Source organism: Streptomyces camponoticapitis, from assembly GCF_014646115.1.
GTDB classification, from domain to species: Bacteria; Actinomycetota; Actinomycetes; order Streptomycetales; family Streptomycetaceae; genus Streptomyces; species Streptomyces camponoticapitis.
In genome coordinates, this window is sequence record NZ_BMMV01000006.1 from 332,564 (window position 1) to 358,321 (window position 25,758).

The 25,758-nt window shown below is 69.6% G+C and carries 24 protein-coding genes; 9 read left to right on the plus strand and 15 right to left on the minus strand.

Annotated elements, in window-relative coordinates; all coding sequences use genetic code 11:
* Positions 1-7: 7 nt before the first annotated feature.
* Complete coding sequence (locus IEY79_RS12215) at positions 8-1,687, minus strand: MFS transporter (protein ID WP_229700822.1); 1,680 nt, start codon at positions 1,685-1,687, stop codon at positions 8-10.
* A gap of 278 nt (positions 1,688-1,965) precedes the next feature.
* Between IEY79_RS12215 and IEY79_RS12220 the strand changes: the two genes are divergently transcribed.
* A complete protein-coding gene (locus IEY79_RS12220) occupies positions 1,966-2,766 on the plus strand; it encodes a DUF4331 family protein (protein WP_229700823.1) in 801 nt (266 codons plus the stop codon).
* Between the two features lie 16 nt (positions 2,767-2,782).
* A complete protein-coding gene (locus tag IEY79_RS37330; protein ID WP_229700824.1) occupies positions 2,783-2,998 on the plus strand; it encodes a hypothetical protein in 216 nt (71 codons plus the stop codon).
* A gap of 91 nt (positions 2,999-3,089) precedes the next feature.
* On the opposite strand, the gene IEY79_RS12225 is transcribed toward IEY79_RS37330, so the two are convergent.
* The gene (locus IEY79_RS12225; protein ID WP_189107427.1) at positions 3,090-4,229 is read right to left on the minus strand and encodes a glutathione-independent formaldehyde dehydrogenase; all 1,140 of its coding nucleotides are present in this window, start codon (positions 4,227-4,229) and stop codon (positions 3,090-3,092) included.
* 405 nt (positions 4,230-4,634) lie between these two features.
* Between IEY79_RS12225 and IEY79_RS12230 the strand changes: the two genes are divergently transcribed.
* The 4 genes from IEY79_RS12230 (at position 4,635) to IEY79_RS12245 (ending at position 8,016) form a co-directional block, all read left to right on the plus strand.
* Complete coding sequence (locus IEY79_RS12230; RefSeq protein ID WP_189107428.1) at positions 4,635-4,934, plus strand: hypothetical protein; 300 nt, start codon at positions 4,635-4,637, stop codon at positions 4,932-4,934.
* A 91-nt stretch (positions 4,935-5,025) separates the two neighbouring features.
* Entirely contained in the window at positions 5,026-5,529 is a 504-nt protein-coding gene (locus IEY79_RS12235) for a pyridoxal-phosphate dependent enzyme (protein ID WP_189107505.1), read from the plus strand.
* A gap of 244 nt (positions 5,530-5,773) precedes the next feature.
* The gene (locus IEY79_RS12240) at positions 5,774-6,289 is read left to right on the plus strand and encodes a GtrA family protein (protein ID WP_189107429.1); all 516 of its coding nucleotides are present in this window, start codon (positions 5,774-5,776) and stop codon (positions 6,287-6,289) included.
* A gap of 833 nt (positions 6,290-7,122) precedes the next feature.
* On the plus strand, positions 7,123-8,016 hold the full coding sequence (locus tag IEY79_RS12245; RefSeq protein ID WP_189107506.1) for a S1 family peptidase: 894 nt from the start codon (positions 7,123-7,125) through the stop codon (positions 8,014-8,016).
* A 285-nt stretch (positions 8,017-8,301) separates the two neighbouring features.
* Here IEY79_RS12245 and IEY79_RS12250 read toward each other — a convergent pair whose 3' ends face one another.
* The 4 genes from IEY79_RS12250 to IEY79_RS12265 form a co-directional block, all read right to left on the minus strand.
* Positions 8,302-9,228: a ketopantoate reductase family protein gene (locus IEY79_RS12250; RefSeq protein WP_189107430.1), complete on the minus strand. Its 927-nt coding sequence runs from the start codon at positions 9,226-9,228 to the stop codon at positions 8,302-8,304.
* Between the two features lie 60 nt (positions 9,229-9,288).
* Positions 9,289-10,080: an SDR family NAD(P)-dependent oxidoreductase gene (locus tag IEY79_RS12255; protein ID WP_189107431.1), complete on the minus strand. Its 792-nt coding sequence runs from the start codon at positions 10,078-10,080 to the stop codon at positions 9,289-9,291.
* 245 nt (positions 10,081-10,325) lie between these two features.
* Positions 10,326-11,231: an alpha/beta fold hydrolase gene (locus IEY79_RS12260; RefSeq protein WP_189107432.1), complete on the minus strand. Its 906-nt coding sequence runs from the start codon at positions 11,229-11,231 to the stop codon at positions 10,326-10,328.
* Between the two features lie 98 nt (positions 11,232-11,329).
* Complete coding sequence (locus IEY79_RS12265; RefSeq protein WP_189107433.1) at positions 11,330-12,433, minus strand: endonuclease/exonuclease/phosphatase family protein; 1,104 nt, start codon at positions 12,431-12,433, stop codon at positions 11,330-11,332.
* 87 nt (positions 12,434-12,520) lie between these two features.
* Between IEY79_RS12265 and IEY79_RS12270 the strand changes: the two genes are divergently transcribed.
* From IEY79_RS12270 to IEY79_RS12280, 3 genes are all read left to right on the plus strand, one after another.
* Positions 12,521-13,216 (plus strand): response regulator transcription factor, encoded by a 696-nt coding sequence (locus IEY79_RS12270; RefSeq protein WP_189107434.1) that lies wholly within the window; start codon positions 12,521-12,523, stop codon positions 13,214-13,216.
* Between the two features lie 10 nt (positions 13,217-13,226).
* Complete coding sequence (locus IEY79_RS12275) at positions 13,227-14,324, plus strand: sensor histidine kinase (protein WP_308426663.1); 1,098 nt, start codon at positions 13,227-13,229, stop codon at positions 14,322-14,324.
* A gap of 140 nt (positions 14,325-14,464) precedes the next feature.
* A complete protein-coding gene (locus tag IEY79_RS12280; RefSeq protein ID WP_229700825.1) occupies positions 14,465-16,195 on the plus strand; it encodes a protein kinase domain-containing protein in 1,731 nt (576 codons plus the stop codon).
* 10 nt (positions 16,196-16,205) lie between these two features.
* Here IEY79_RS12280 and IEY79_RS12285 read toward each other — a convergent pair whose 3' ends face one another.
* From IEY79_RS12285 to IEY79_RS12325, 9 genes are all read right to left on the minus strand, one after another.
* The gene (locus tag IEY79_RS12285) at positions 16,206-17,168 is read right to left on the minus strand and encodes a terpene synthase family protein (RefSeq protein ID WP_189107435.1); all 963 of its coding nucleotides are present in this window, start codon (positions 17,166-17,168) and stop codon (positions 16,206-16,208) included.
* On the minus strand, positions 17,165-18,520 hold the full coding sequence (locus IEY79_RS12290) for a cytochrome P450 (protein WP_189107436.1): 1,356 nt from the start codon (positions 18,518-18,520) through the stop codon (positions 17,165-17,167). The genes IEY79_RS12285 and IEY79_RS12290 overlap by 4 nt, the downstream gene beginning before the upstream one ends.
* 9 nt (positions 18,521-18,529) lie before the next feature.
* Positions 18,530-20,131 (minus strand): prenyltransferase/squalene oxidase repeat-containing protein, encoded by a 1,602-nt coding sequence (locus tag IEY79_RS12295; RefSeq protein WP_189107437.1) that lies wholly within the window; start codon positions 20,129-20,131, stop codon positions 18,530-18,532.
* 47 nt (positions 20,132-20,178) lie between these two features.
* On the minus strand, positions 20,179-21,261 hold the full coding sequence (locus IEY79_RS12300) for a polyprenyl synthetase family protein (RefSeq protein WP_189107438.1): 1,083 nt from the start codon (positions 21,259-21,261) through the stop codon (positions 20,179-20,181).
* A 157-nt stretch (positions 21,262-21,418) separates the two neighbouring features.
* Positions 21,419-22,714, minus strand: coding sequence for a cytochrome P450 family protein (locus tag IEY79_RS12305; protein WP_189107439.1), 1,296 nt, complete (start codon positions 22,712-22,714; stop codon positions 21,419-21,421).
* Positions 22,711-23,292, minus strand: coding sequence for a GTP-binding protein (locus IEY79_RS12310; protein WP_189107440.1), 582 nt, complete (start codon positions 23,290-23,292; stop codon positions 22,711-22,713). The genes IEY79_RS12305 and IEY79_RS12310 overlap by 4 nt, the downstream gene beginning before the upstream one ends.
* A 10-nt stretch (positions 23,293-23,302) precedes the next feature.
* Positions 23,303-23,680 (minus strand): DUF742 domain-containing protein, encoded by a 378-nt coding sequence (locus IEY79_RS12315; protein WP_189107441.1) that lies wholly within the window; start codon positions 23,678-23,680, stop codon positions 23,303-23,305.
* A complete protein-coding gene (locus IEY79_RS12320) occupies positions 23,677-24,096 on the minus strand; it encodes a roadblock/LC7 domain-containing protein (protein ID WP_189107442.1) in 420 nt (139 codons plus the stop codon). Before IEY79_RS12320 ends, IEY79_RS12315 begins: the two co-directional genes overlap by 4 nt.
* Positions 24,093-25,469, minus strand: coding sequence for an ATP-binding protein (locus IEY79_RS12325; protein ID WP_189107443.1), 1,377 nt, complete (start codon positions 25,467-25,469; stop codon positions 24,093-24,095). Before IEY79_RS12325 ends, IEY79_RS12320 begins: the two co-directional genes overlap by 4 nt.
* Between the last annotated feature and the right edge of the window lie 289 nt (positions 25,470-25,758).

A 25,758-nucleotide genomic window follows, 5' to 3' on the forward strand; every position in this document is an offset into this window, starting at 1 on the left:
CGGAACCCTAGGCGCCGTCCGAAGGCTGCTGGGCGAAGTCCTTGGTGCGGATCGTCGCGAAGGAGATCACGCCCGCGGCGATGGCGATGATCCCACCGACGAGGAGGATCTCGTTGAGGCCCGAGGTGAAGGCCGCCGCGGTGAGCTGTCTGACCGGGGCGCGGACCTCGGCCGGGAGGGAGGCGAGGATCTGGGAGACCGTTCCCGATTCGACAGCGGTGGAGATCCGCGGGGCGAGGTCGCTGAGGCCGGGGATGGCGCCGATGTGGTCGGCCACATAGGACTTGATCTTGCTGGAGAACAGGGTGCCGAGCAGCGCGATGCCGGTGGCGATGCCGATCTGGCGGAACGTCGAGTTGATGCCCGAGGCCATACCGGCGTGTGCGGGCTGGACGACACCCACGGCGGTCGACGCCAGCGGTGGATTGACCAGGCCGACTCCGGCGCCGGACATGATCATGCCGGGGATCAGATGGGTCCACTCGCTGGAGGCGTCCAGACCGCGCATCCACAGCAGCCCGCCGCCGGTCAGCAGCAGCCCGGGGCCGATCAGATACCGCACCGGCATCCTTGAGGAGAGCCGTCCCGACACCGTGGACACCACGAGGATGCCGGCGGAGATCAGCAGCAGCCGTACGCCCGCGCCCAGCGCGCTGAATCCGAGTACGTCCTGGAGATAGAGCACGAGGTAGAGCAGCATCGACAGGATCGACGCGCTGAGACCGAAGGCCGCCACCAGGCCGCCGGTGAAGGTCGGCTTCCGGAAGAGCGAGAGGTCGAACATCGCCTGCGTGGTGCGCAGCTCGACCGCCACGAAGACGGCCATCAAAACGACCGCCGCGGTCAGACACCCGATGACGACGGAGTCGGAGAACGAGTCGTGACTGGACTTGATGAGCGCGTACACCAGGCTCGACAGCGCGGCGGTGAAGAGCACGAAGCCCGCCCAGTCGGGGTGGCGGGCCCCGGGCTGGCGGGACTCGGCGACCTTGACCACGGTGATCGCGACGGCGATCACGCCGATGGGCAGGTTGACGTAGAAGATCCACTCCCAGGACAGACCCGTGGTGAGCGCGCCGCCGAGCAGCGGTCCGATGGCCACCGCCAGTCCGGTGATCGTGCCCCAGATCCCGAAGGCGACACCGCGGTCCTTGCCCCGGAAGGCGTCCGCGAGCAGAGCGAGTGAGACCGAGAACATGATGGAGCCGCCGATTCCCTGAAGGCCCCGGGAGAGTTGCAGCATCAGTGAACCGTCGGAGAGACCGCAGAGCAGCGAGGCGAGACTGAAGATCGACAGTCCGACCAGATAGAGCTTCCTGCGGCCGTACATGTCGGCGAGGCTGCCCGCGGTGAGCAGCAGCGCGGCCAGCGTGAGGGAGTAGGCGTCGACGACCCACTGGAGGTCGGAGAAGCTGGCGTGCAGGGACCGCTGGATGTCGGGCAGTGCCACGTTCACGATGGTGATGTCCAGCAGCAGCATGAACGTGCCGAGGCAGACGGCGGTCAGCGTCCACCACTTGTCCGGGGTGGGCGGCTTGCGGGCCGCCCGGGTCCGGCCGTGCGGAGCCTTCCCGGAGGTGTCGGCGACATCGGAACGGCCCACGTCGGAGCCGTCGGAGCCGTCGGGTCCGGAGCGGTCTCGTCCGGGGCGGTCCGGTCCGGACGCGTCGGGCTCGCTGCCACCCATGCGCGCTCCTCTTTCTTCGCCGGTCGGGCATATCGGTCGAACCGACTATCTCCTCCCCAGGGGCTCCGACCAGCTCTCACTGTGCGGGCCAGTCGGGCGAAACCCGGCACATGGCTCGACAGGTAAGAATCGGGGGGAATGGATGGAAAGGTAATGGGTGACGTCAGAGGGGTTCGTCCCGCAGCGGGAGCCCATGGTCGACGTCCTGTATCGGCGCGGCCCCCGAGGGGGCTCGAATCGTTCGGCGATTGCCCCGGTCGAAGGAGGAGCGCCGAAGTATGTCCCATCACCTCGATTCACCCCTCGCCCGCCAGGACCCGCGGCTGGACATCACCGACCTGTTCGTCTTCCGGGGGGGGCGTGGCACGGTCTTCGTCACCGATCACAGCCACTCGCTCGCCGGCGAGGGCATCCCGCGCGGGTTCCACCCCGAAGGCCGGTACGAGATCAAGATTGACGCGAACGGTGACGCCGTCGAGGACCTCACCTACCGTTTCACCTTCACCGAACAGGACGAGGCCGGCGAGCAGAGTTACGAGCTCCGCCAGCTGGCCGGACCCGAGGCCCACGATCCGACCGCCGAGGGAGCGGTGATCGCCCTGGGCCGTACCGGTGAGAGCGTCGAACTGCCCGACGGCGGGCGCGTCTGGGCCGGCAAGGCCGGTGACCCCTTCTGGATCGAGCCCAACGTGCTGCAGGCCGTCGGCCACGCCTTCCAGGACGGGACGACGGTCGACCTGTCCGGCTGGAACCCCGCCGAGGCGCAGAACCTCTTCGCGGGGCACACGGTCTACTCGCTGGTCCTGGAGGTCACGGACGCCGAACTGCTGCCCGTGGCCGGACCGGACCGCCGGATCGGGGTGTGGGCACTGGACTCCCTGGCCACCGACGCCGACGGCTGGCGGCCGATCAACCGCGCGGGCCTGCCGATGATCCACCCGCTGTTCACCCAGTTCGACGAGGACCTCGGCGATCGCCTCAACGGCAACCCGCCCCGAGGACCTGCACATCTACGGCAAGGCGCTCACCGAGTCCGTGGCGTCGGTGGTCCGTGCGTACGGCACCTCCCAGGACCCTGACGCGTACGCGAGCGTCGTGGTCGACGCGATCCTGCCGAATCTCCTGCCGTACACCATCGGCACCCCGGGCTGTCTCGGCTTCGCCGAGTGGAACGGCCGTGCCATGACCGACAACGCGCCGGAGGTGATGTTCTCGTTCGCGACCAACACTCCGTTCACGCTCGGCATCACGAAGGAGTCGGTCACATCGAACCCGTCCAGGACGTTCCCCTACGTCCCGGCCGCCTCCTGACCGGCGTCTCCCGCGCGCCCGCGAGGGATCGCGCCCGGTCGGGCCGGACGCGGAAACCTCGCGGGGGTTCGGGCGGTGGTGGGCGCGTGGGTCAGGTCTGCTGCGGGTGGAGGAGCACCTTGGAGTAGCCCGGCTCGCGCTTGTCGAAGCGGGCGTACGCGTCGGGCGCCGACATCAGGGGCAGTTCCTGGGAAACCACGAAGCTCGGCTTCGCCTTGCCCGCGATGATCATGTCGCGCAGTTGGTGGGCGTAGCGCTTGGCGTCGGTCTGGCCGGTGCCCATCCGCAAGCCCTTCTCGAAGAACCTGCCGATGTTGAAGAGCAGGAACCCCTTCGCCGAGTCCTGGTCGGGCGCGCCGGGGTCGGTGGGCACGTACAGCCCGACCGTGCCGATCGAGCCCGTCGGACGCACCGTCTCCACGAGCTGGTTGAGCACCAGCGCGGGCTGCTCCTGTCCCGCGGGCACCGTGGCCTGATAGCCGACGGCGTCGATGCCCCGGTCGACGCCCACGTCGCCGAGCGCGTCCTTGATCTGCTGGATCGGGTCGTCCACGGTGTAGTCGATCGGCGTGGCGCCCATCTGCTCGACGAGGTCGAGGCGGCTCTTGACGCGGTCGACGACGAAGACCCGGGCCGCGCCCTTGAGCATCGCCGAGTAGGCCGCCATCAGGCCGACCGGCCCGGCCCCGAAGACCGCGACGGTCTCTCCCGGCTGGACGCCCGCGAGCTCCGTGGCGTGGTAGCCGGTGGAGAAGATGTCGGCCAGCAGTGCGAAGTCGGCCTCGTGCTCCTCGCCGGGCGGCAGGGGTACGCAGTTGAAGTCCGCGTACGGCACCCTCAGGTACTCGGCCTGGCCGCCGGGGTACGGGCCCATCGCCACGTAACCGTAAGCGCCTCCGGCGAACCCCGGGTTGACCGTCTCGCAGAACGCCGTCTTGCCTGCCCGGCAGTTGCGGCAGAAGCCGCACGCGACGTTGAACGGGATGACCACCCGCTGGCCGGGCTTCAGGCTGGTGACACCCTCGCCCACCTCCTCGATGATGCCGAGGTTCTCGTGGCCGAACACCAGGCCGGACTCGGCGGCCGTACGCCCCTCGTACATATGCAGGTCGGAACCGCATATACAGGTGGTCGTCACCCGCAGCAACACGTCCTGCGGGGCCTCGATGCGGGGCTTCTCCACCTCGTCGACCGAGACCTCGTACGGACCGTGGAAAACCACTGCCTTCATGGTGCTCTCCCCTCTTCGTCCGGGCCTCCTGCTGACGGCCCACACCCCGAGTACCCCACGCTCGATACCCGTGACTCGATGGAGAAATCTCCGATTTCTTCCCTTTGTTTGGTTTGTCTTGGGCAGATGACGGAGGGGCGCACCTCGGCCACCAGGAGCGACCGCGGCCCGCCGACTCCGAAGGTGCGGAGTCCGGGCGGGCTTCCTGGCGGACACTTTATGTGGTTGTTCGCTTACTTTAAGCGATGTGCCAGTTGGCGCATCGTGCGGCTCCAGGCGGGCCGGGTGGTGGGCCTTGGCCGGGCTGGTGACGGTGTTGGCCGCGGTCTTCATATCTTCGTGTGCGCTCACGGGCCCCAGTCGCCCGGGGCGAGGGGTGTCGACTCCCTGAGTGCCGTACCGCCGATGGCGGCGGCGCCCGACCTGGTCGACCGGGCGACGGACGGGTCCCTCTTCGCGCACTGCCCCGGTGACGACCAGCCCGGCTGGATGCAGCAGGACTGCCGGCCAAGGCCCCCGGCCGCGGTTCATGGCGAGACCGTTCTCCTCTCGCCCGGCGTCTCCTCGACCGGTTCGCCGGCGGGTGCCGGCACCGGCAGGAGGGGGCCGCCGGGCGGCGGGCGGGCAGGGCTCGGGGTCTGGCGGATCCAGGAGGAGCCCGCCGCCCCGTGCGCGGAGCCGAGGACGACCACGTCCCCGGCCTGAGCGAGCGGAGCCGTACGGACCACCTCCTCTCCGATCTCAAGCGGCCGGTCCCGTCGATTGCCGGACGTTGAAAGAGAACCCGTTGAACACCATGACCTCCCTGACTCCCCCCTGCCCGCCCGCCGGGCTGCTCGCCGCGACCGCGCCGAGCGTACGGACCGCCGCCGGACTGGTCGGCAACACCCCGCCGCTGTGGGTGGGCGAGCCCTTCGCCGATCCGGGCCGTGGTTTCTGGGCCAAAATGGAGGGCGCCAACCCCGGCGGGATCAAGGACCGCACCGCCCCGCACATGGTCCGGGCCGCGCGAGGCAGGGGCGAACTGCTGCCCGGCGCCCCGATCGTGGAATCCACCTCCGGCACCCTGGGGCTCGGACTGGCCCTGGCGGGGAGCACCTTCGGCCACCCCGTCGACGTCGTCACCGACCCCGGCATGGAGCCGATGATGACCAGCCTGCTGGGGGCGTACGGAGCCACCGTGCACGTCGTGTCGCAGCCGCATCCGGTGGGCGGCTGGGCCGGGTGTGCGGCGGCGGTGGGCGCCCTGGCCCGCACCGGCCGACTCGCCGGGCCGCTGCCGCGACCGGCCAACGCCTGACCGGTCGGTGGGTAGAGCGCCTCGCCCTGATCGAGCCATGCCGCATCGCCGGCCTGCGCATTCGTGACTCCATCAGCATCGTGGCGCCACCTTCAGCACACCTCGCGCCACCAATGACTCCTCATGGCGCCATTTATGTGCCATGATAACGCCAAGGGGGGCGCACTCCTCGGCCTCGCAGCCGAGGAGTGCGCGTTTCGCGGAGTGAGCCGTCAAGCCAGTCAGTCGTCAAAGGGGTCGAACCATGGAGACAGCACAGAGCCGGCAGCAGCGGGAGCGGGGCGCCGTCACCGCGTTCGCACGCTTCGTGCTCTGCGGCGGCGGGGTGGGGCTCGCCTCCAGCTTCGCCGTGGCGGCCCTCGCCTCCTGGATGCCCTGGGTCTTCGCCAACGCTCTGATCACCGTGGTCTCCACGCTCCTCGCCACCGAACTGCACGCCCGCTTCACCTTCGGATCCGGCGGACGAGCGACCTGGAGCCAGCACGCCCAGTCAGCCGGATCCGCGGCGGCGGCGTACGCGGTGACCTGTGTGGCGATGCTGGTCCTGCACCAACTGGTGGCGGCGCCCGATGCGTTGCTCCAGCAGGTCGTCTATCTGTCCGCCTCCGCACTCGCCGGTGTCGCGCGGTTCGCGGTGTTGCGTCTCGTCGTCTTCGCACGGAACCGCTCGGGGGCCGCGGCCCCCGGCAACCCCGTGCGGGCGACCGTGGCCCGCGCCTCGACCCCGGCCGACCCCGCGATGCTCTGCCACGCCGCCTGACCGTTCGGGGTCGAGGTATCCGAGGGGCAGGATGCCGAGGCCCCACATGCTTCCGCCGGACAGGACGACGCCATCGCGTACCTCGTCGGCGGCCTGCATGGCCTCCGCCCCGAGGAACCACTCCAGGGCACCGGGCTCGGCTTCCGCGCGCTCGGCCTGCCGGTGAATGCGGTGCGCGGCATTCACCTGCCGCGCGGGACCAACTTACCGATCGCGGCGGCGACTTGAACGCGCGCAGCACACCCCCTGAACCTCCGCAAGAGCGCGCCTCCGGACGTATTCACGCCTCGTAGCGGACACGTTCTGGAGGCGGAGTCAAAGATTCGGCCATCTCGACCGCACGGGTAATTCACCAGAGACGACGCACATACCGCGGACGCGGAAGCTGCACCAACCGGCGCAGACACCCCATCAGACTCGGTACACACCAGCCGTACCGTGCGACCGACCGAGCCGTGAACGGTGTGTGTTCGCGATGTGAACCCGCCGCGACCTTTCGCAAAGGGACTGCAAACAGGCTCAAACCCGCGCCCAGCCACGGGAGTTCGGCGCGTGAGGCAGACAAGCCCCACGGCCCGCACACGTTTTGCAGCAAAGCCGGGACGCCGGGAGGTGCGCCCAGGTTCGGGGCCGGGAGCGCCCCCGCCGGCACCCGGAGCGGTTCTCCGCCCACGGTCCGGAAGTCGGCCTTGTATCCGGAGCCCTGGCCGTCAACGATTCCAACCGCACAGCTTGACAGGTCCACGTCCAGCTACCGCCGGCCCCGGACCTGCACGCACCGACTGCCCGCCCAACCGGTGGGCTGTCCATCCCCCATGCCTACGGAGGATCTCGTGATCTTCAAGCGCTTTTCCCCCCTCAGCGGTACGTCGAGACGGGCTCGGCTCCTCGCCGTGACATCCGGTCTCGTGACCGCCGTCGCGCTCGCGGCCCCCTCGGCCGTCGCCGCCCCGGCCCCCGAGGTCAAGGCGACCGCCTCGCAGCTCGCCGACGCCAGCTCCGCCGTTCTCGAAGCGGACGTGGCCGGCACCGCCTGGTACACCGACGCGAGCACCGGCAAGATCGTCCTCACCATCGACAGCACCGTGTCGACGGCCGAACTGGCTGAGGTCAAGGGCGCGTTGGCGGACTCCAAGGCGGACCTGACGGTCAAGCGCACCAACGGCAAGTTCAGCCCGCTGATCGCCGGCGGCGAGGCCATCACCACGAGCGGCAGCCGCTGTTCGCTCGGCTTCAACGTCTCGGTCCGCGGTGTGGCCCACGCGCTGACCGCCGGCCACTGCACCAACATCGGCAGCAGCTGGTCCATCGGCACGCGCACCGGCACCAGCTTCCCGACCAACGACTACGGCATCATCCGCCACTCCAACCCGTCGGCGGCCGACGGCCGGGTCTACCTGTACAACGGCTCGTACCAGGACATCACGTCCGCGGGCAACGCGTCCGTGGGCCAGTCCGTGCGCCGCAGCGGCAGCACCACCGGCTTGCACAGCGGTACGGTCACCGGCCTCAACGCCACCGTCAACTACGGTGCCAGCGGCATCGTGTACGGCATGATCCAGACCAACGTCTGCGCCGAGCCCGGCGACAGCGGTGGCGCGCTCTTCGCCGGCAGCACGGCCCTGGGCCTCACCTCCGGCGGCAGCGGCAACTGCCGCACCGGTGGCACCACGTTCTACCAGCCCGTCACCGAAGCCCTGAGCGCGTACGGCGCGACGGTCCTCTAGACCGTGACCTCGGAGTCCCGCCCGGCCCGCGACACGGCGCCTCCCTGCGGGCGGACGGCGCTACTTTGAGGACAGGACCTGACAGCACCTCTCACCGGTGCTCCGGTGGCAACGGCCGGCCGACCCCCCGGAGCACCGCTCGGTGACGTACCACCGGCGGACCGCGCCTCGCGCGCGGTCCGCCGTCGCCGTACCGACCCGACACCGCCGGGGAGTTCCACCGGCCCCGGACCCGGGGCGTACGACGCGTGCGACACCGCGAGCGGCGTCCGGAAGGCCGGACCGCTACGACCGGGCGTCGCTCACCCGGGCGTTGTGGGCACGCAGCGTCAGCGCTGCCGCTTCCAGGCGGGGCACGGTGAGGCCGAGGGCGGCGGCTCGGTCGATCAGGTCTCCGAGTACGTTCTCGACCTCGGTCTCCCGGCCCGCGACGAGTTCACGCGACAGCGACGAGGTCGTCGACGACCCCTCGGCGGTCACCAGTCCACGAAGGCCGTCGAGTTCATCCGCACCGACTGGATGTCCGGCCGCCGCGGCGATCGAGGCCGCTTCCTCAAGGGTCCCCGCCGCGAAGCCCGCGCCGTCCCGCACGGCGACGGCCCCACCGATCGGGCCCCGCACCAGGGTGGTGACCGCGCCGATCGTCGCGATCATCACCCACTTCGACCACATCGCGTCGACGATGTTCGCGGGCGCCGTCACGGTGAAGCCCGGTACGGACAAGGCCGTCGTGACCGCAGTGACCCGGCCGGAAGGCGCGCCGTCGAGTTCGCCGACCTGGATCTGGCCTCCCGGGGCGAACTGACGGATGTCGCCGTTCGGGTCGAGCTGCGTGACGACTTTCAGTACGCCCCCGAGAATCGCGTCGCCGAATCGCCCGGTGAGCAGGTCCACATGGGCCATTCCATTGAGGAACGGCACGATCGCCGTGTCCCTCTCGACGGCGGGCTCGATGTCATCCATGACCGAGGACAGGGCGGCGGGCTTGACGGAGAGCAGAATGAGTCCGTACGGACCCGCCAGGCTCCCCGCGCCGACGCAGCTGACGTCGACGGCCTCGACCTCCGCGCCATCGACGATGCGCAGTCCCCGCTCACGCAGCTGAGCGGCACGTCCGGCCCGGACGAGGAAGTCGACCTCCCGTCCGGCTCCCACCAGCCGCCCACCCACGAAGCCGCCTACGGCACCGGCGCCGACCACCAGAATCTTCATGGCACTCCCGCTTCCAGCAACGGACGGTCGACGGGCGGACGTGGGAAGACCGCCCGCGGATCAGCGGATGTAGCGGGCCGCGAGTTCGGCTCCGGAGAAGTGCGGGGAGACTGCCCTCAGGGTCTCCTCCAGCGTGGCCCACTCCGAGTCGGGCAGCGAGGGGACCGTCACGCTCTCCCCGGCGTCAAGGCCGGCGAAGGCCGCGGTCACCGCGTCGTCCAGCGACATGATCGCCCGATCGGGAAGGGCGGAGAGTTCGAGGCCCGAGCCGTCCCAGAACTTGGTGCGCGTCGCGCCCGGCATGAAGGTCTGCACCCTGACCCCGGTGTCGGCGAACTCCTGCCGGAGGGCCTGGCTGAAACTCACCACGTACGCCTTCGTACCGCTGTACACCGCGCTGACCGGCAGAATACCCACCGCCAGGCCCGACGAGACGTTGAGGATGACGCCGTCGTCGCGGGCGGAGAACGCGGCGGCGGCCGCCGTCGCCAGCCGGGTGAAGGCCGTGACGTTCAGCTTGATCAGCTCGTCGGCGGCGGCCGGATCGGCCGTGACGATCGGCCCGAACAGTCCACCGCCGGCGTTGTTGACCAGTACGTGAACGGCGTCGTCGGTACGCAGCCGCTTCTCGACACTCGCGAGGTCTTTGTCGCGCGTCAGATCGGCCGCGAGAGTCTCCGCGCGCCGGCCGGTTCGTTCGGTGATGCCGGCGGCGAGGGTGTCCAGCCGCTCCTTGTTCCGGGCCACCAGGACCAGGTCGTATCCACGGTCGGCCAGCCGCTGCGCGAATGCCGCACCCATACCGCCGGACGCTCCGGTGACAAGGGCGGTCTTGGTGTCCTGAGGGGGCATCGGGTCTCATTTCTCGACGATGGGGATGTCGGGGTGTGCGCGGACCACCCGGTCGACCGGTACCGAACACCACCGCGGCTTTCCCCCCGAGCGTGCAAGGTAGATCCTCTCCTCCGGTCCGCCGGAGAACCGGGAAGCGCGGGGGTCGTGTCGCCCTTCCCCACGGCATCGGTCCGCGATCCCCGTGCTTCCCGCGACTCCCGGTGTCCCCGGGGGAAGCCTGCTTCGCCGTTGTGCTCGGATCCTCAGACGGACCGGCGGTGCCGCTCCCACCAGTCGGCGACCAGCGCCGCGTATTCAGCGGGTTTCTCCTCCCAGCAGAAGTGGCCCGCGTCGAGGTAATCCACCTGGCTGTGCGGAAGGCGCTCATGGAGGTATTCGGCGTTCGCCCTCGGCACCACCTGGTCGTGATCGCCCTGGATGATGCGTACGGGTGTCTGGATCCCGGAAAGCAGATCACCGAGGATCGGGAGCTGCTCGGGATAGGCGCGGGCGTATCGCATGGATTCGGCGAATCCGTCGCCCTCGTACGAAGTCCGGTAGTCGTCGCGGATATGGTCCGGCGGCTGGTACCCCTCGATGGTCGAGAGCGCAATATCCACGATGTCCCGGCCGTCCATTCGGCGGTAGGGCTCCAGATCGGCGGCCTCGACCCAGTCCTTGAGGACTCCTGTCAGATTGAGTGGCACGGCCGCTCCCCCACTGCCCACGACAACACTCCTGAACCGGCCCGGCCGCGAGGCAGCGGCGAACAGCGTCGAAGAGGTGCCGATGTCCGGCCCTACGAGATGCGGCTGCTCCAATTCGAAAATGTCGGCGACGCGGACGATGAAATCGCCCATCGCCCGCGGAGACAACAGAGCCCGGGTGCGTTCGGACCGGCCGAATCCCGGCGGATCGATCGCGAGGAGGTGAGTGTCCTGACCGAGCCGGGCCCACACCTGGTCGAAGGCATAGATACTCTCCGGCCACGGACTGAGCAGAATGGCGTCCTGACTTCCCGCCCCGCTCTCCGCGAAACGGATGGTCAAACCATCGACGGTCGTGGTCCGGGGACGGATGAGGCCCTGCTCACTCCTGGCCATAACGACCTTCCCTCGTTTATCGCCGCGCGCTTTCCGAGTCGTCTTTGGCGACAATACCCACACCATTCCGCCCCCCGCCGTCCGGACGGCTCCGACGGCGAACCCACGGAGGACCGACCCGCTCGACCGGCTCCGGAACCCGGCGAATTCAGGTCATCCGGTGTTCACCAGCTGATTCCGGCCGCCACCGGCAGGTGGTCGCTGCCGGTGGCCGGCAGTACCCAGGAGCTCCGCGGCTCCACGCCGCGGACGAGTATGTGGTCGATCCGGGCCACCGGGAACGCGGTCGGCCAGCTGAGGCCGAAGCCGTCCCCGGCGGTCTCCTGGGCCGAGCGCAGCTGTGAGGTGATGCCGTCGAAGGCGCGGTCGTCCATCGTGCCGTTCAGATCGCCGAGCAGCACCACCCGCTCGTTCGGCTCGGCGGCGATCGCCCGGCCGAGTGCCTGCGCTCCGGCGTCCCGCTGCCCCGTCGAAAGGCCCGCCCTGGGATTCACCCGTACGGAACCCAGATGGGCCACGTACACCGCCAGCGGCCCCCGGTCCGTGGCCACCGTGGTCCGCAGCCCCCGGTTGTACGCCATCTTGACGTCGGCGGGCTTCGTGGCCGCCAGCGGCCCCTGGTCCATCTTGACGTCGACCGGCCGGGTGTCCGACAGCGGCAGCTTGCTCCACAGCCCGACCGTGCCCCGCACCGTGTGGTGCGGGTACGTCTTCGCCAGCACCTTCTCGTAGGTGTCCCGGGCCTCCGCGGTGATCTCCTCCAGCGCCAGCACGTCCGCTCCGGAGGCGGCCAGGTCGCGCGCGGTGCCGGCCGGATCGGGGTTGTCGGCGCCGACGTTGTGGCCGGCCACGGTGAGGTCGCCGCCCGGTCGGGACTTGTCGCCGAGCAGCCCGCCGAAGAGGCTCAGCCACGCCACGACCGGCAGCAGCAGCGCGACCACCGCGGAGGCGGAGCGGCGCAGCAGCGCCCCGGTCAGCAGGACCGGCACGAACAGGCCGAACCACGGCAGGAAGGTCTCCACCAGGCTGCCGGCGTTCCCGATCCGGTTGGGGATCCTCGCGTGCAGCAGCAGGAGCAGGCCGAGCAGCGACGCCAGCGCCGCGAGCACGGGGCCGCGCTTCCAGGGCTCGGGCCGGAAGCCGGCGCGGATCGCCCGGCGGACGCCCGCGTGCCATGTCCCGTCGCCGGTGTCCCGGCGCTCGGCGTCGGCGTCGGCGTCGGCGTCGGCAACAGGGCGCCCTGGTGCTGATGGTGCGGTTCGGGTCATGCCGCGATTCAAGGCAGCGTGGTGTTGTCAGCACGTATGAGGATTTCAATACGCGGACGATATGCGCCGCCTCGTAGCATCAACGGAATGCGTGTGCTGATCGTCGAGGACGAGCCCTACATGGCGGAGGCCATCCGCGACGGTCTGCGCCTGGAGGCGATCGCGGCCGACATCGCGGGTGACGGTGACACCGCCCTGGAACTCCTCGGTGTCAACGCCTACGACATCGCCGTCCTCGACCGCGACATCCCCGGACCTTCCGGTGACGAGATCGCCGAACGCATCGTCGCCTCCGGCAGCGGCATGCCGATCCTCATGCTCACCGCGGCCGACCGTCTCGACGACAAGGCCTCCGGGTTCGAACTCGGCGCCGACGACTACCTCACGAAACCCTTCGAGCTCCTGGAACTCGTCCTCAGGCTCAGAGCACTCGACCGCAGGCGCGCGCACAACAGGGCGCCGGTGCGGGAGATCGCGGATCTGCGGCTGGATCCGTTCCGCAGAGAGGTCTACCGGGAGGGCCGGTACGTCGCGCTGACCAGGAAGCAGTTCGCGGTACTCGAAGTCCTCGTCGCCGCCGAGGGCGGTGTCGTCAGCGCCGAGGAGTTGCTGGAGCGGGCATGGGACGAGAACGCCGACCCGTTCACCAACGCCGTACGCATCACGGTCTCGGCGCTGCGCAAGCGTCTCGGTGAACCCTGGATCATCGCCACGGTGCCGGGCGTCGGCTACCGCATCGACACACGACCAGGGGCGGCACATGACGGAGCGGACCGTGGATAGGGCGCCCGGTATGAGTGTTCGCCTCAAACTCACCCTCAGCTACGCCGGATTCCTCATGCTCGTCGGCGCTCTGCTGCTCGCGGCGGTGTGGGTGTTCCTTCTGCGTTACGTCCCCGAGCGCGCGCTCATCATCCCCGGGAGCACCGACACCCATGGTGTCTTTCCCGTGCGGTCCAGCCTTCTGCACGTCTTCGCTCCGAGGGCCGCCGCGGTGTTGGCGTTCCTGCTGGTGTTCGCCTTCGTGGGAGGGTGGATACTCGCCGGCCGGATGCTCGCCCCGCTGACCCGCATCACGGACGCCACCCGCCTGGCCACGAACGGATCCCTCTCCCACCGGATCCGGTTGCCGGGCCGCAAGGACGAGTTCCGCGAACTCGCCGACGCCTTCGACGCGATGCTCACCCGACTCGAAGCGCACGTCGCCGAACAGGGGAGATTCGCGGCCAACGCCTCCCACGAGTTGCGCACCCCGCTGGCGATCTCGAAGACACTTCTCGACGTGGCCCGCACCGATCCGAACCACGACACCGGCGAACTCGTCGACCGGCTCCACGCCGTCAATACCCGGGCCATCGACCTCACCGAGGCACTGCTCCTGCTCAGCCGCGCCGAACAGCGGTCGTTCGCCCGGGAACACGTCGACCTGTCCCTCATGGCGGAGGAAGCCACCGAGACACTCCTCCCGCTCGCGGAGAAGCACGGCGTCACCGTCGAGACCTCCGGCGACATCACTCCCACGACCGGATCGGGGGCGCTCCTGCTGCAACTGACCACGAACCTCCTGCACAACGCGATCGTCCACAACGTGCCCGACCGGGGCACCGTGTGGGTCAGTACCGGCGTCCGCCCCAAGACCGTGGTGCTCACCGTCGAGAACACCGGCGAGAAGCTCACCCCACAGCTGGCCTCGACACTCACCGACCCGTTCCAGCGCGGCTCCGAACGCCTGCACACCGCCGAGGCCCACGCGGGCGCCGGCCTGGGCCTGGCGATCGTCAAGACCATCACCCACGCGCACGAAGGCACCCTCACCGTCACCCCGCGCGCCGCCGGCGGGATCCGCGTCACGGTGGAACTGCCCGCGACAACCGCGCACGGCGAAAGGTGACGCGAGGCCCCTTCCTGAAGGGGTGAACCCGGCACGTTCCCGTGGGATCGGGGTCTCGGGCCCGCAAGTCGGTGCGTCCGAAGGGCACTTGTGCGTCCCTCGCGCCCCGCCCGAATCCCGGCTGTGGCAAAGTCCTACAGGTGGATGAGCTGCGACCCCAAGACCCCGCGCGAATAGGCGCCTGGCAGATTCTCGCCCGGCTCGGCGCCGGCGGTATGGGACAGGTGTATCTCGGCCGCTCGCCCGGCGGCCGGCTGGTGGCCGTGAAGGTGATCCGGGACGAGATCAGCGACCATCCCGAGTCGCTGGCCCGGTTCCGGCGAGAAGCCGCGACGATGGAGACCGTACGCAGCCCGTACACCGCCCAGTTGATCGAGGCGTCGCTCGACGCGTCGCCGTACTGGCTGGCCACCGAGTACGTGCCGGGACCCACGCTGCGCGAAGCGGTGCGCGCGAGCGGGCCGTTCCCGCCCGAGAGTGCGCTGCGGCTGTTCGCCGCGCTCGCCGAGGGGCTGGCCACCGTCCATCGTCATGGGGTGACGCACCGCGATCTGAAGCCGCAGAACGTCATCCTCGCGCCGCAAGGACCGCAGCTGATCGACTTCGGCATCGCCCGAGGGCATGAGTGGACGACCCTCACCCAGGTCGGAATGGCGCCGGGCACACCCGGGTACGCCGCGCCCGAGGTGCTCCTCCGTAACGAGGTCGGCCCCGCTGCGGACATCTTCGCGCTGGGAGCGGCGATCGCCTACGCAGCGACCGGCCGGCCCCCGTTCGGCGGCGGGGACGCCTCGGCGGTGAGCTTCCGGACCGTGCACGAGGACATCGACCTGACGGGCGTACGGGACGACCTGGCCGCGCTGATCCGGCGCTGCGTCGCCAAGGAGCCGGGGGAACGGCCCGAGTTGGCCGCCGTGATCGCCGGGTGCGCGGTGGACTCGGCGTTGACCGCGGACGCGCACTACCGGTCGGTGACCCGCGACGCCGAAGCCGTACCCGAGCGGACGAGTGAGGCTCCGGCATCCTCCGGAGAGGGTCGCGGCCGGCCGGAGGCCGTGTCCACCGAGCAGCCGGCCGAACCCAGGCGCTGGGGAGACCCCGAGACCACCCCCTACGCCGTGCCGGACCGGCAGCCGCCGCCCGCCGCTCGGCGCGGGCGTCGTAAGGGCCTGCTCGCGGCGTGCGCGGTGGCACTCGTCGTACCCGTGGCGCTCTGGCTGTTCCCCGAACAGGGCGACAAGGATCAGGACACCGACGCGGCGCCCACCACCGAGACCAGCGCCGAGACCAGCGCTGAGCCCACCACACCCCCGCCGGCGGCCAAGGACGATCCGGCGGAGGGCCCACCGGACCACATCGCCAACGACCGTGTGTCGCACGACCGTTGGGCCCTCTCGGAGGATCCGGAACAGGCCGCCCAGGGCATCGGCACCTGCGACTTGGCCAGTCTCACCGACACATTGCCACCTTCGGGCCTCCGGTCCTCCGTCTCGCACACCACCGGCTCGGGCACCGCGTCGGTGGCCGTCCGCCCCAAGTCGGCAGGGAGCGGAAAGCGTCCCGCGCCGTACTACGTGTCCGTCGGGATACGCCCACCGCACGAGACCGACCGCACCACCGGTCGCCCCCTCAAGTCGGCTGGGAAGGGTATCGGCTTCACCAGCGAACCCGTCGACCTCTACTCCCGATGGTCCTCGGGAGGAACCGTCAAGTGGGAGTATCCCGACGACTTCCGGGCCCACTTCGAGGGCGGGTCAATCGACGCGATCCCGGTGAGCGACGACCCGGGCGACTGGACGGTGGTGCTCTACCACGTCGAAGGCGGGCCCAAGGAGTTCAGCACCATCGGGTGCAACGGCTTCCATGCCTGAGCCCTGCCTCCTAGGTCCGGTAGCGGGAGTGGTGGATGTGCCACACGTAGGAGGACGCGACGGACTTGAGAGCTCCCGCGTGATCGGAGAGCGGGCCTCCACCGGCGGACAGTTCGACGATCCGGGCGGCGGCCACCGCCGCCCGCTCTTCGCACATACGGGAGGCCAGCCGGAACGCCTCTTCGGTGTCGCAGTCGTGCTCCCGCATCAGCAGTGCGGGCAGATTGAGCGTCCCGGCCCCGCCGTGGGCTGTTTCCTTCGCGTACGAGGCGAGGTCGTTGATCCAGCCGGCGAGATCCGCGACAGCCGTCTGGAGTTCCCGGACCGGCTCCAAGGCCCTGTCGCTCTCCCTCAGTTCGTACCCGAGAACGACCTCCGCCATGGCGATGACGGTCCGCACGAAGACCGTGTGCGGACGCATCGCGCGATAGTCGGGCATGGTGATGTGATCGGGCCTGTGGACGTGGTGGGCCTCCCAGAGGATGCCGAAAAGGTTGTCCCGCACGTGTGCGGTGAGCCGCAGATACTGAAGGGGCGTGGCCCGTTCCCTGAATCGGCCCAGGAGATCACGTAGCGCGGCGGTGAAGGCGCCGGCGCTGCCCGGTGGCTCGTCGTGGCCGGCGAGGAGATGGACGAAGTCACCGATCGTGCGGGCCAGGAGGGCCGGGTCGCGGGCCCCGGTCGCCTCGCCGTGCGCGTCGTCGAACGCGGTGAGCCACAGGAAGAGGTCGGCGCAGAGAAAGAGGTCGTCCCGCTCGGCCGTCGGGAAGGTACGGGCCACCCCCTGGCCGGTGATCTGCGACAGTGCGCTCAGCGCGCGCTCCGAACCGACGAGCGGGAACGTCCGAAGCCACCGCCCGGCATGCCGCTCGATGTCATCGGCGTACGCGCTGACCTCGAAGGGACCGGGGAAGGAGTCCCGCAGGTCGGGCATCGGCAGAGCCCGCGAGTCCGTGGTGACCGCGTCGTTCATCGGGTCTTCCCCGCGACGGCGTGGTGCCGGAGCTCGGGCACCATGTGGAGGGACGAGGGGTGTGTGGTGATCGCTCCGACCGGGCGTACGGTGCCGGGCGTCGGCCGCAGCCGCCAGCGGTTCGCGATCAGCGCGGTGATGATCGTCGCCTCGGTCCAGGCGAACGCGTCCCCCATGCACATGCGTTTACCGGAACCGAAGGGGATGAAGGCGCCCTTCGGTGGCTGGGGGCGCTCGGGGAGCCAGCGGTCGGGGTCGAAGCGCAGGGGGTCGGGGTAGATGTCGGGATCGCGGTGCAGCGCGTAGGCGCTCCAGATCACGTCCGAGCCGGCGGGCAGGGTGAACTCGCCGAGTGTCACGTCCGAGATGGCCTGTCGGGTCACGAGCCACGCGGGGCTGTACAGCCGCAGGGTTTCGCTGACGAGCCTGCGGGTGTGGACGAGGCGGGGAACGCGCTCCGCGGTGAGCGGACCTTCCGCGAGCACGGAGTCGACCTCCTCGTGGAGTTGGCGCTCCATGTCCGGGTTGCGGCCCAGTTCGTGGAAGAGCCAGGCGAGGACGACCGCGGTGGTCTCGGAGCCCGCGGCGAGCAGTCCGGTGACCTCCGAGAGGATCTCGTCGTCGGGCAGCGTCGCGCCGGTTTCGTCCTGTGCGGTCAGGAGCAGCGACACGATGTCGTCGTACGCGTCGGGGTGCGCACGGTGTTCCGCGATGATGCCGGTCACCGCGGTGCGCAGCGCGATGCCGGCGGCGTCGGCCCTCCGGTTGCGCCGGGTGGGCAGCCGCTCCAGGGCTGATATCGGCAACAGGGCTCGTCGCAGGGCGGTCTTGAAGACGGTGTCGACGCTGTTGAGGATCTCGTGGGCGGGTTCGCGCCGGGGCGTCGAGGAGAACAGGGCCGACATGACGACGCCCTGCGTCATGAGTTGCATCTCGGTCTTCAGGTCGAGTGGCGTTCCGCCGTCCCAGGCCGTGATGTACGGCTGCACGGTCTCCCGCATCGTTGTGACGTAGCCGGCGATCTGCTCGCGGTGGAAGGCCGGCTGCATCAGGCGCCGCCGGCGCAGGTGCGGCTTGCCTTCCGCGACAGGCAGGGCGTCCTTGCCGAAGAGTTTGAGCTTCTCGAAGAGCAGCCCTTTGGTGAATTCGTCCGCCTGGCTGGTGAGCATCTGGTGGATCAGCTCGGCCGAGTTGACCACCGTCAGCGTCTTCGGGCCGACGGTGACGCGGACGATGGGGCCGTGCGCGCGCAGGCTCTGGACGAAAGCGAGACGGTCCTTGATCAGAGGTACGGCGTGTCCGATGAGCGGCAGCTTCCCGGGCGCGATCGGTGGAACGTGTCTGCTGGTCACGTGTCTGTCCTACCTTTCCGCATCTGTGGGTGTGTTGGTCTCCCGCCCGGGCCGGCCGTCACGTGTCCGCAGCAGCTCCCGCACGGCGAGGACCTCGGCTTCGATCATGGCGCCGGGGGCGTACAGGGTTTTGTCGTGCCAGAGCGCCGGGTGGTGACCGGTACTCGTTCCGCCGTTCAGGTAGGTCTCCGCGCGGTGCAGGGCGCGGTCATGGCGCGGCTGGCGCTCGGCGGTGGAGAGCAGGATCTGCGCGGCGTACGCGGTCTCTTCCGCGGTACCGCCCCACACCCCCCAGGAGCCGTCGTCCCGCTGGGTGTCGACGGCCCAGGCCACGGCGGCCTCGACCGCCGCGGCCGCGTGGTCCTCGCCGTACTGCCTGAGCGCGGACACACACCGTGCGGTGGCGTAGTAGGGGGAGGCGTGCCATTTGTCGGGCCACGTCCCTTCGGGCCGCTGCCTGCCGATGAGCCAGTCGCGCAGCTTGTTCGTCCGGGGAGCGTAGATGTGCCGGGTCTCGGGGTGGCGGCGCTGGTAGTCGCCGAGCGCTTGGAGGGCGTGGGCGTTCGCGGTGATGGACCCGGTGTCCTCGCCGATGTAGCAGTCGTAGTGGCTGCCGTTGTGAAACAGGTCGAGCGGCTCCGGGCTGTGCGGCAGACCGACCAGTGAGGACACCAGGACGGCCATGGCGGTGTCGTCGGCGTCCGTCATGAGCCCGGGTGCGCCGCGTACTCCCCGGGGATCGTAGATGTCGGCGGCCCATCTGCGGACGGTCGGGAGGCTGGCTGCCGGCAGGTTCGCGCGAGCCAGTGCGGCGGCGACCCACAGGCGCTCGAAGACGAGGATCGGGGCGGCCTCGGGGAAGCTACCCGCGTAGCGCCGCGCCACCGATTCGAGGGCGGCGACGGTCTCCGCCGCGGGTGACGCCGGGACCCGCGCGGCCCGGGCGGCTGTCGCGGCCGGTGAACTGCCCAGCAGGTCGGGCCTGTCCGGTATGAGGGCCCCCGGTATGTATCCGGCTATCCCTTCGAACGTGTGGTGCAGCTTGACGGGGAGGCTGCCCGCCGAAACGTACCGCTTCGCCGCGTACTCGGGCACGGCTTGGTCGTAGCCACGGGGCAGCGCGAGTCCGGGCCCGGGGCGCCACCCGTCGATGACACGTGTCTTGTCGTCGGCGATGAGCGGGAGCTGCTCGTTGATCCTCGCGACCAGGCCGGGGACGAGGATCTCGGCCGCGGCGGTGTCGGGCCATGGTCCCGCCGGGGGCAGCGCGCGCAGCGCGGCGAGGCCTCTGTCCACCGCCGTGGCGAGTCGCCTGGTGGTCTCCTCGGGCATGGCGCCCCGCCGGAGGACCGCCAGCGCGGCTTCCACGGCGCTGAGTGTCGGCAGCAGCCGGTAGCGCTCCGGCCCTTCGCCCCAACTGCCGTCGGGCGCCTGCTCGTTCAGCAGATACGCGATCCGGCCCGGTTCCCCCGGCAGCCAGGGGGCCGCCGAGATGACCCGGGCGGTCTCGTACAAGGAGGGGCGGACGCTGCCCCACCGGTCCCGGTCGACCCTCGCCACCAGGTGCGCCGCCTGTTGGGAGTAGGTCGCGTTCACGACCGTGTCGCTCATGGGCTGTTCCCACCTCTCGGTTGCGGTGACGGCATGGGGGCGGGCGGTCATGTCCGGCGGTCCGTCGCGGCCAGCGCGATCTGGCGCAGCTGGGCGGAGGCCGCTTCCGGGAAGGGCGCCTCGTCCAGTGCGGTGAGGGCCGCGTCCCGGCGTTCGGTGATCATTTCCTCCACGGTCCGCCGGGCGCCGGTGGACTCCAGGACGGCGCGCACCTCGGCGGCCTGGTCCTCGTCGAGGTCGCTCCGGCCGACGAGACCGCGCAGGGTCTCGCGCTCGGTGGGAGAGGCTCGTTGGACGGCGAGGGCCATCAGTACGGTGGCCTTGCCCTCGCGCAGATCGTCCAGTACCGGTTTGCCCGTCTCGGCGGGATCCCCGAACACACCGAGCAGGTCGTCGCGGAGCTGAAACGCTTCTCCTAGCGGTATACCGAACGCGGTGCAGGCATCCAGCACGGCCGGGGCGGCCCCGGCCACCGCCGCCCCGATATGAAGGGGGCGTTCAACGGTGTATTTGGCGGTCTTGTACCGGATCACGTGCAGGGCCGTTTCGATGTCGCCGGTCAGCCGCCCGGTCGTCTGAAGGTCCAGCAGTTGGCCGTACATGACTTCGCTGCGCATGTCGGCCACCAGGGGCATCACCTGGGCGAGCGTGCCCGGGTCGAGGCCGGCCGAGTGGAGGAGCTCGTCGGACCACACGAGTGCCAGATCGCCGAGGAGGACGGCCGCGCCGAGCCCGTGTGCCTCGGCACGGCCGCGGGGACCGCCACCTTCGGTGTACGCGGCGGCCAGCGCCCGGTGCGCGGACGGCTGGCCGCGGCGGACATCGCTGTTGTCCATCACGTCGTCGTGCACCAGGGCGAACACCTGGAACAGTTCGAGGCTCGCGGCCGCGCGCAGGGCGGCCGTCATCTCGCCGTCCCCTCTGGCGGCCTGCCATCCGTAGACGCACAGCACGGACCGCAGCCATTTCCCGCTGGTGAGGAACGTACGCAGGGTTGTGGTCAGATAGAGCAGCTCTGTTCCTGGCGCGGCCTCGTCCTTGGCGTCGAGGAAGCCGGTCAGAGCCGCCCCCACCTTGTGCCGTACGGACGAGAAGCCCGGCGCACTGGTGCCGGGACGTGTGTTGGTCATGGTGATTGATCCCCTTTCGGTCGAGAACCGTCTTGGCGGTTCCGTTCGGGCAGAGGACAGGGCCAGGACATTGCTGTCCCAGCGGTGTCACGGTGGTGCGGGTCCTTGGCCGACGGCACCACCGCGACACGGCATGGGAGGACGGACCAGGAAGCTGTTACGACGCGCGGTCGCCCGCGGCCGAGGGCGACCCGGTGTCCGTCTTCGGACTGGCGGAACCGCGGCTCCAGGGGGTGACGCCCTTGGCGTCGGGGGTCAGCGGAGTGAACTGGGCGGGAAGCGACGTGAGCGTCCGGTGGATGGGCCCGTCGCGATAGGTCAACTGATCCGGTGCGACGGCCAGTTCGATGTCCGGCAGATAGCTGGCGAGCCTTTCGATCGCGGCGGTGGCGATCATCAGAGCGAGATCACGAGCCGGGCAGGCGTGCGGCCCGGCGGCGAACGCCAGGTGCGCCTTGGTGCCCGAGCGGTAGCCGTCGGCCGGTATCCCGGCGTGAGGGCAGGTGTTCGCGGCGGCGTACGAGACCATGACCGGGGAGCCGGCGGGGATGTGCGTACCGTGGAAAGTGACGTCCTTCCTGGGGAAGTGGAAGCTGTAGTTGGCCAGCGGCGAGTCGTGCCACAGCGCGTCGTCGATGGCGTGCTGGACAGGCAGACTTCCGGTGGTGAGCGTGCCGAAGTACCGGTCGTCGCTGAGCATTCGGACGCACGTGTTCGCTATGAGGTTGGCCGTCGTCTCGTTCCCCGCGCCGAAGACGATGATGACCTGATTCATCACCTCTTCCTGGTTCAGCCCGTTGGGGTGGTCGATGAACCAGGACGTCAGATCGTGGCCGCGCTGTTCGACCTTGGTCTGGTAGAGGGTCCCCAGGTAGGCGCCGAACGCCTGGGCGCCGGCCGCCTTCCGTGCCGGATCGGTGTCCACCATGGCGGCGAGAGCCCCCACCAGCGGGGGCCCGTGTTCGTCATCCATACCGAACAGGCCGTTGAAGACCATCAGCGGCAGCTGCTGTGCGTACTGGCTGACGAGGTCGACCTTCCCGGTGTCCGCGAAGTCCTGGAGGAGCTTGTCGGCGTGACGGAACGTCAGGACCCGCACGTCGTTGGGATCGAGGAGCGAGAAGCTGTCGGTGATCACCTTGCGCAGATGCGCGTGCTCGTCCCCGTCGGCGAAGAAGAGACTGGGCCGCCACTCCACCAGAGGTCTGATCGGGCTGTTCTCCGGAACCTGGGACAGCCAACTGCGGGTGTCCTTGGTCCAGGTGGCCGTGTCCTGGAGAAGTTCGAGCGCCGCGCGGTAGTCGGTGACCAGATGGACGACGAGACCGGTGTCGATCTCCGCGACGCCGACCGGCCCCTGGAGGCGCAGCAGTTCATAGCTGCGCTGCGGATCGGCCGCGTGCTCGGGCCCGTGCAGCGGCACGGCTGTGACGGCTGGTGGTGTGATACTCACGAGGCTCCGACTCCGGCCGAGGATATGGAATGGGCGGTCAGTGCGATGAGTGCGCTGAGAGTGCTGTCCATCTCGCGGGCATCACAGGTGACGAGTGGGGTGTCTGGGGCGAGGTCGAGCTTCTTGCGCACGATCTCCAGGTCGTAGTCAGGCGAGTCAGGAAAGGTATTGACTGCCACGGCGTACGGCAAACCGCGCTCCTCGATGAGATCCATCACCTCGAAGGATTCGTCCAGGCGCCGGGTGTCGACCAGGACGAGCGCACCGAGCGCCCCGAAGGCGATGCCCTCCCACAGAGGAAGGAAGCGGCGCTGCCCCGGAGTTCCGTACAGATACAGGACAACTCGCCCGCCCGGCAGTGTCAGTCGACCGAAGTCGATGGCGACCGTGGTGGTCGTCTTGTCCCGCAGGCCGACGAAACTGAGATCGTCGGCGCCGGCCGCCGCGTCCGTCATGACTTCGTCGGTGTGCAGCGTGGGTATCTGTGAAAGCGTCTTGATCGCGGTCGTCTTGCCGACGCCGAGAGGACCCGCGACAAGGATCTTGGCTCTCTGGTGCTCCCCCTCGGGGAGGTACACGGGACGCGGGCTAGGCGACACGGAGTGACTGGAGTCCACTCAGCACCTCTTCCATGAGTTGCATCGACGGCCGGCCGGCGCGCGAGGGGGCGAGGGCATCCGGCACCGGCACGCTGGCTTTTAACAGTCCGTCACTGACAAGTTGTTCGGCGAGCATCAGACCGACGCTGGCCGGCAGTCCGAGATAGGCGGCTATCTCGACGGCCGTGAGGGAACCGTCCGTCACCAGCTCGACGACCCGGTGGTGCACCGGCGTGTGGTAAGCGGCGAGCGGAAGCCCGCTGGCACGCAGGGCCGTGAGCGTGTCGAGGGTGGTGGGCAACGGGGCACCGCCGGCTCCGGTCGCCAGATACGCCGGAAGAAGGCGCCGCTGATGACCGCGGCTCATGACGCGCTGTCATGGCTACGGGCGGAGACGGACATGTGCTGCTCCCCGAGCTTCTTCGCCTGGCGCGCCATCATGTGGACGACCACGCCCATATGCATCGAGTCGTCACCCGCGGCCGCGATCAGGGTGTTGGCCCCGGCCGGCATGACCATGTAAGTGCCCTCGGCGATCTTCACCGTGACGGTCTCGATGGGGGTGTCCGGCGCGGCACCCAGCGCCGGGATGACGGCGGCGCGAGAAGCGGCGTGCAGGGCGGAGGTCATCGCGGCCACGCCGTCCGCGTCGTCCGCCGAAAGGTTCTCGGACCGGGCCTGGACCATCCCGTCGAGGGTCATGAGCAGGGCGTGGCGGACTCCTGGGATCTCGGTGATGGGGTCCAGGTACCAGGTCTCGTTCTCGCCGTTGGGAATGGTCACTGTGTTTCCTCCGAATCAGAACCGGTTCGGCCGCTTTCGAGGCCGTCCTGGAATTCACTCCAGGCCTTGCGAGACCGCTCCGGGTCCGGGGCACGGTACGAGGGAACGGTGAGTCCGCCGGTGGATCCCGCCGGCCCGCGGCGGCGGCGCTGCGGCAGACCGTCCGCACTGTCCGGTGCGGAGGCTCGCGACTTCTCGTCGTCCGCGGCGGGGGTTTCGGTCGCCGCGGGGGGCCGTCGCTCCGCCTTCGGCGCCACGGGCGGCTGGGGAGCCATCGCGGACGGCGGCTCGGCCTCCTCGTCGATCGAGGCCAGAAGGTTCGGGGGAATGGTCACCACAGCGCGCACCCCGCCATAGGGAGACGGATTGTCGACGGAGACATGAAAGCCGTAGTCGGCGACGAGCCGGCCGATGGCGACGAAACCCTGGGACGGCGGGTCGCCCAGCTCGGTGAGCATGACATCTTTGCTGTCGGCCGACACCAGCCGTACACCCCGCGCGGCCGCTTCCGCGGTCATGCCCTTGCCTGCGTCGTCAACCGTGATGCTGACGTTGCCGTTTCCGGTCTGGATCAGGCTGACATCCACCGCGAGGTCGTCACGGGAGTGCTCCAGCGCGTTGGCCATCAGCTCCGCGCAGGCCACGGCGACCGGCTCGGCGGCACGGCCGACGATCCCGACGTTGGAGGCTATTCGCGAGTTGATCTTTATTCGGTCGAAGCCGCGCAGTCGGGAAGAGGCACCCGTGACGAGTTCGGCCACGTAGGTGTCCTTGCGGACGTGTCCCGGCCACGCCCCGCACACGATGGCGGTCCGCTGGATGAGCCGCAGATTCTGCTCGTTGAGATGGTCGGCGGCGAGCATACGGTGCGTCAGTTGCCGTGATCCCGTGAACTCCCTCTGCAGGGCGTCGAGTTCCGACTGCAGCCGGTACGACAGCGCCTGCGAGTCCTGGCTCGCGCCCCGCAGGGCAGCCCTGGCGGCGGCGTCGACGCGACGACGCTCGGTCAGGACCATCTCCGACACCTTGGTGAGTACGGAGTCGAGGAGCTCCGCGTCCTCGGGTCCCGCCTTCTTCTCATGGAGCAGCCCGGGGACCGGATGGTGGGAGCTGATCAGATTGAGCTTGAGGGCCGGAAGCCGGGCGGAGACGAGATGACTCACCTCGGCGCGGAACCGGTCCTCGCGGGCCTCCGCGTCGTCCGTGCGGGATTCGGCGGAGCGCGTGCGCGCCTCGGCGCTCTTCAGGGCTGCGTCCATTTCTCTGCACCGTCGCATCTGTTTGCGACGTGAGAGCGCCAGCAGCAGTGCGACGACAGCCATGACGACCGTCATGGCGCCGAGCACAATGGCGGGTTCTGAGGGAGAGGTCACGGAAAAAGGGTCCTAGGGGTTCGAGGGGGGAATGGGCGGGATAAACGACGCTCCCCGCCCGCGGGGTGGTCACGTCGGACAGCGCTGCGGGCCCGGCATACCAAGGCGCCGACGATTCGGGGAAGTTCGGGGAACCGGAATCGCGAGGCCGCCCGGACCGAGAGGGACGCATGCCTGTCTACCCTTGGCGGCTCCACGCGAGACCACGCGAAGGAGATCTCCATGCGGTACACAGCAAACCTCCCCTTTCTGCGCGTCACAGTTGCCGGGCTTCGACACGTAGCACCCG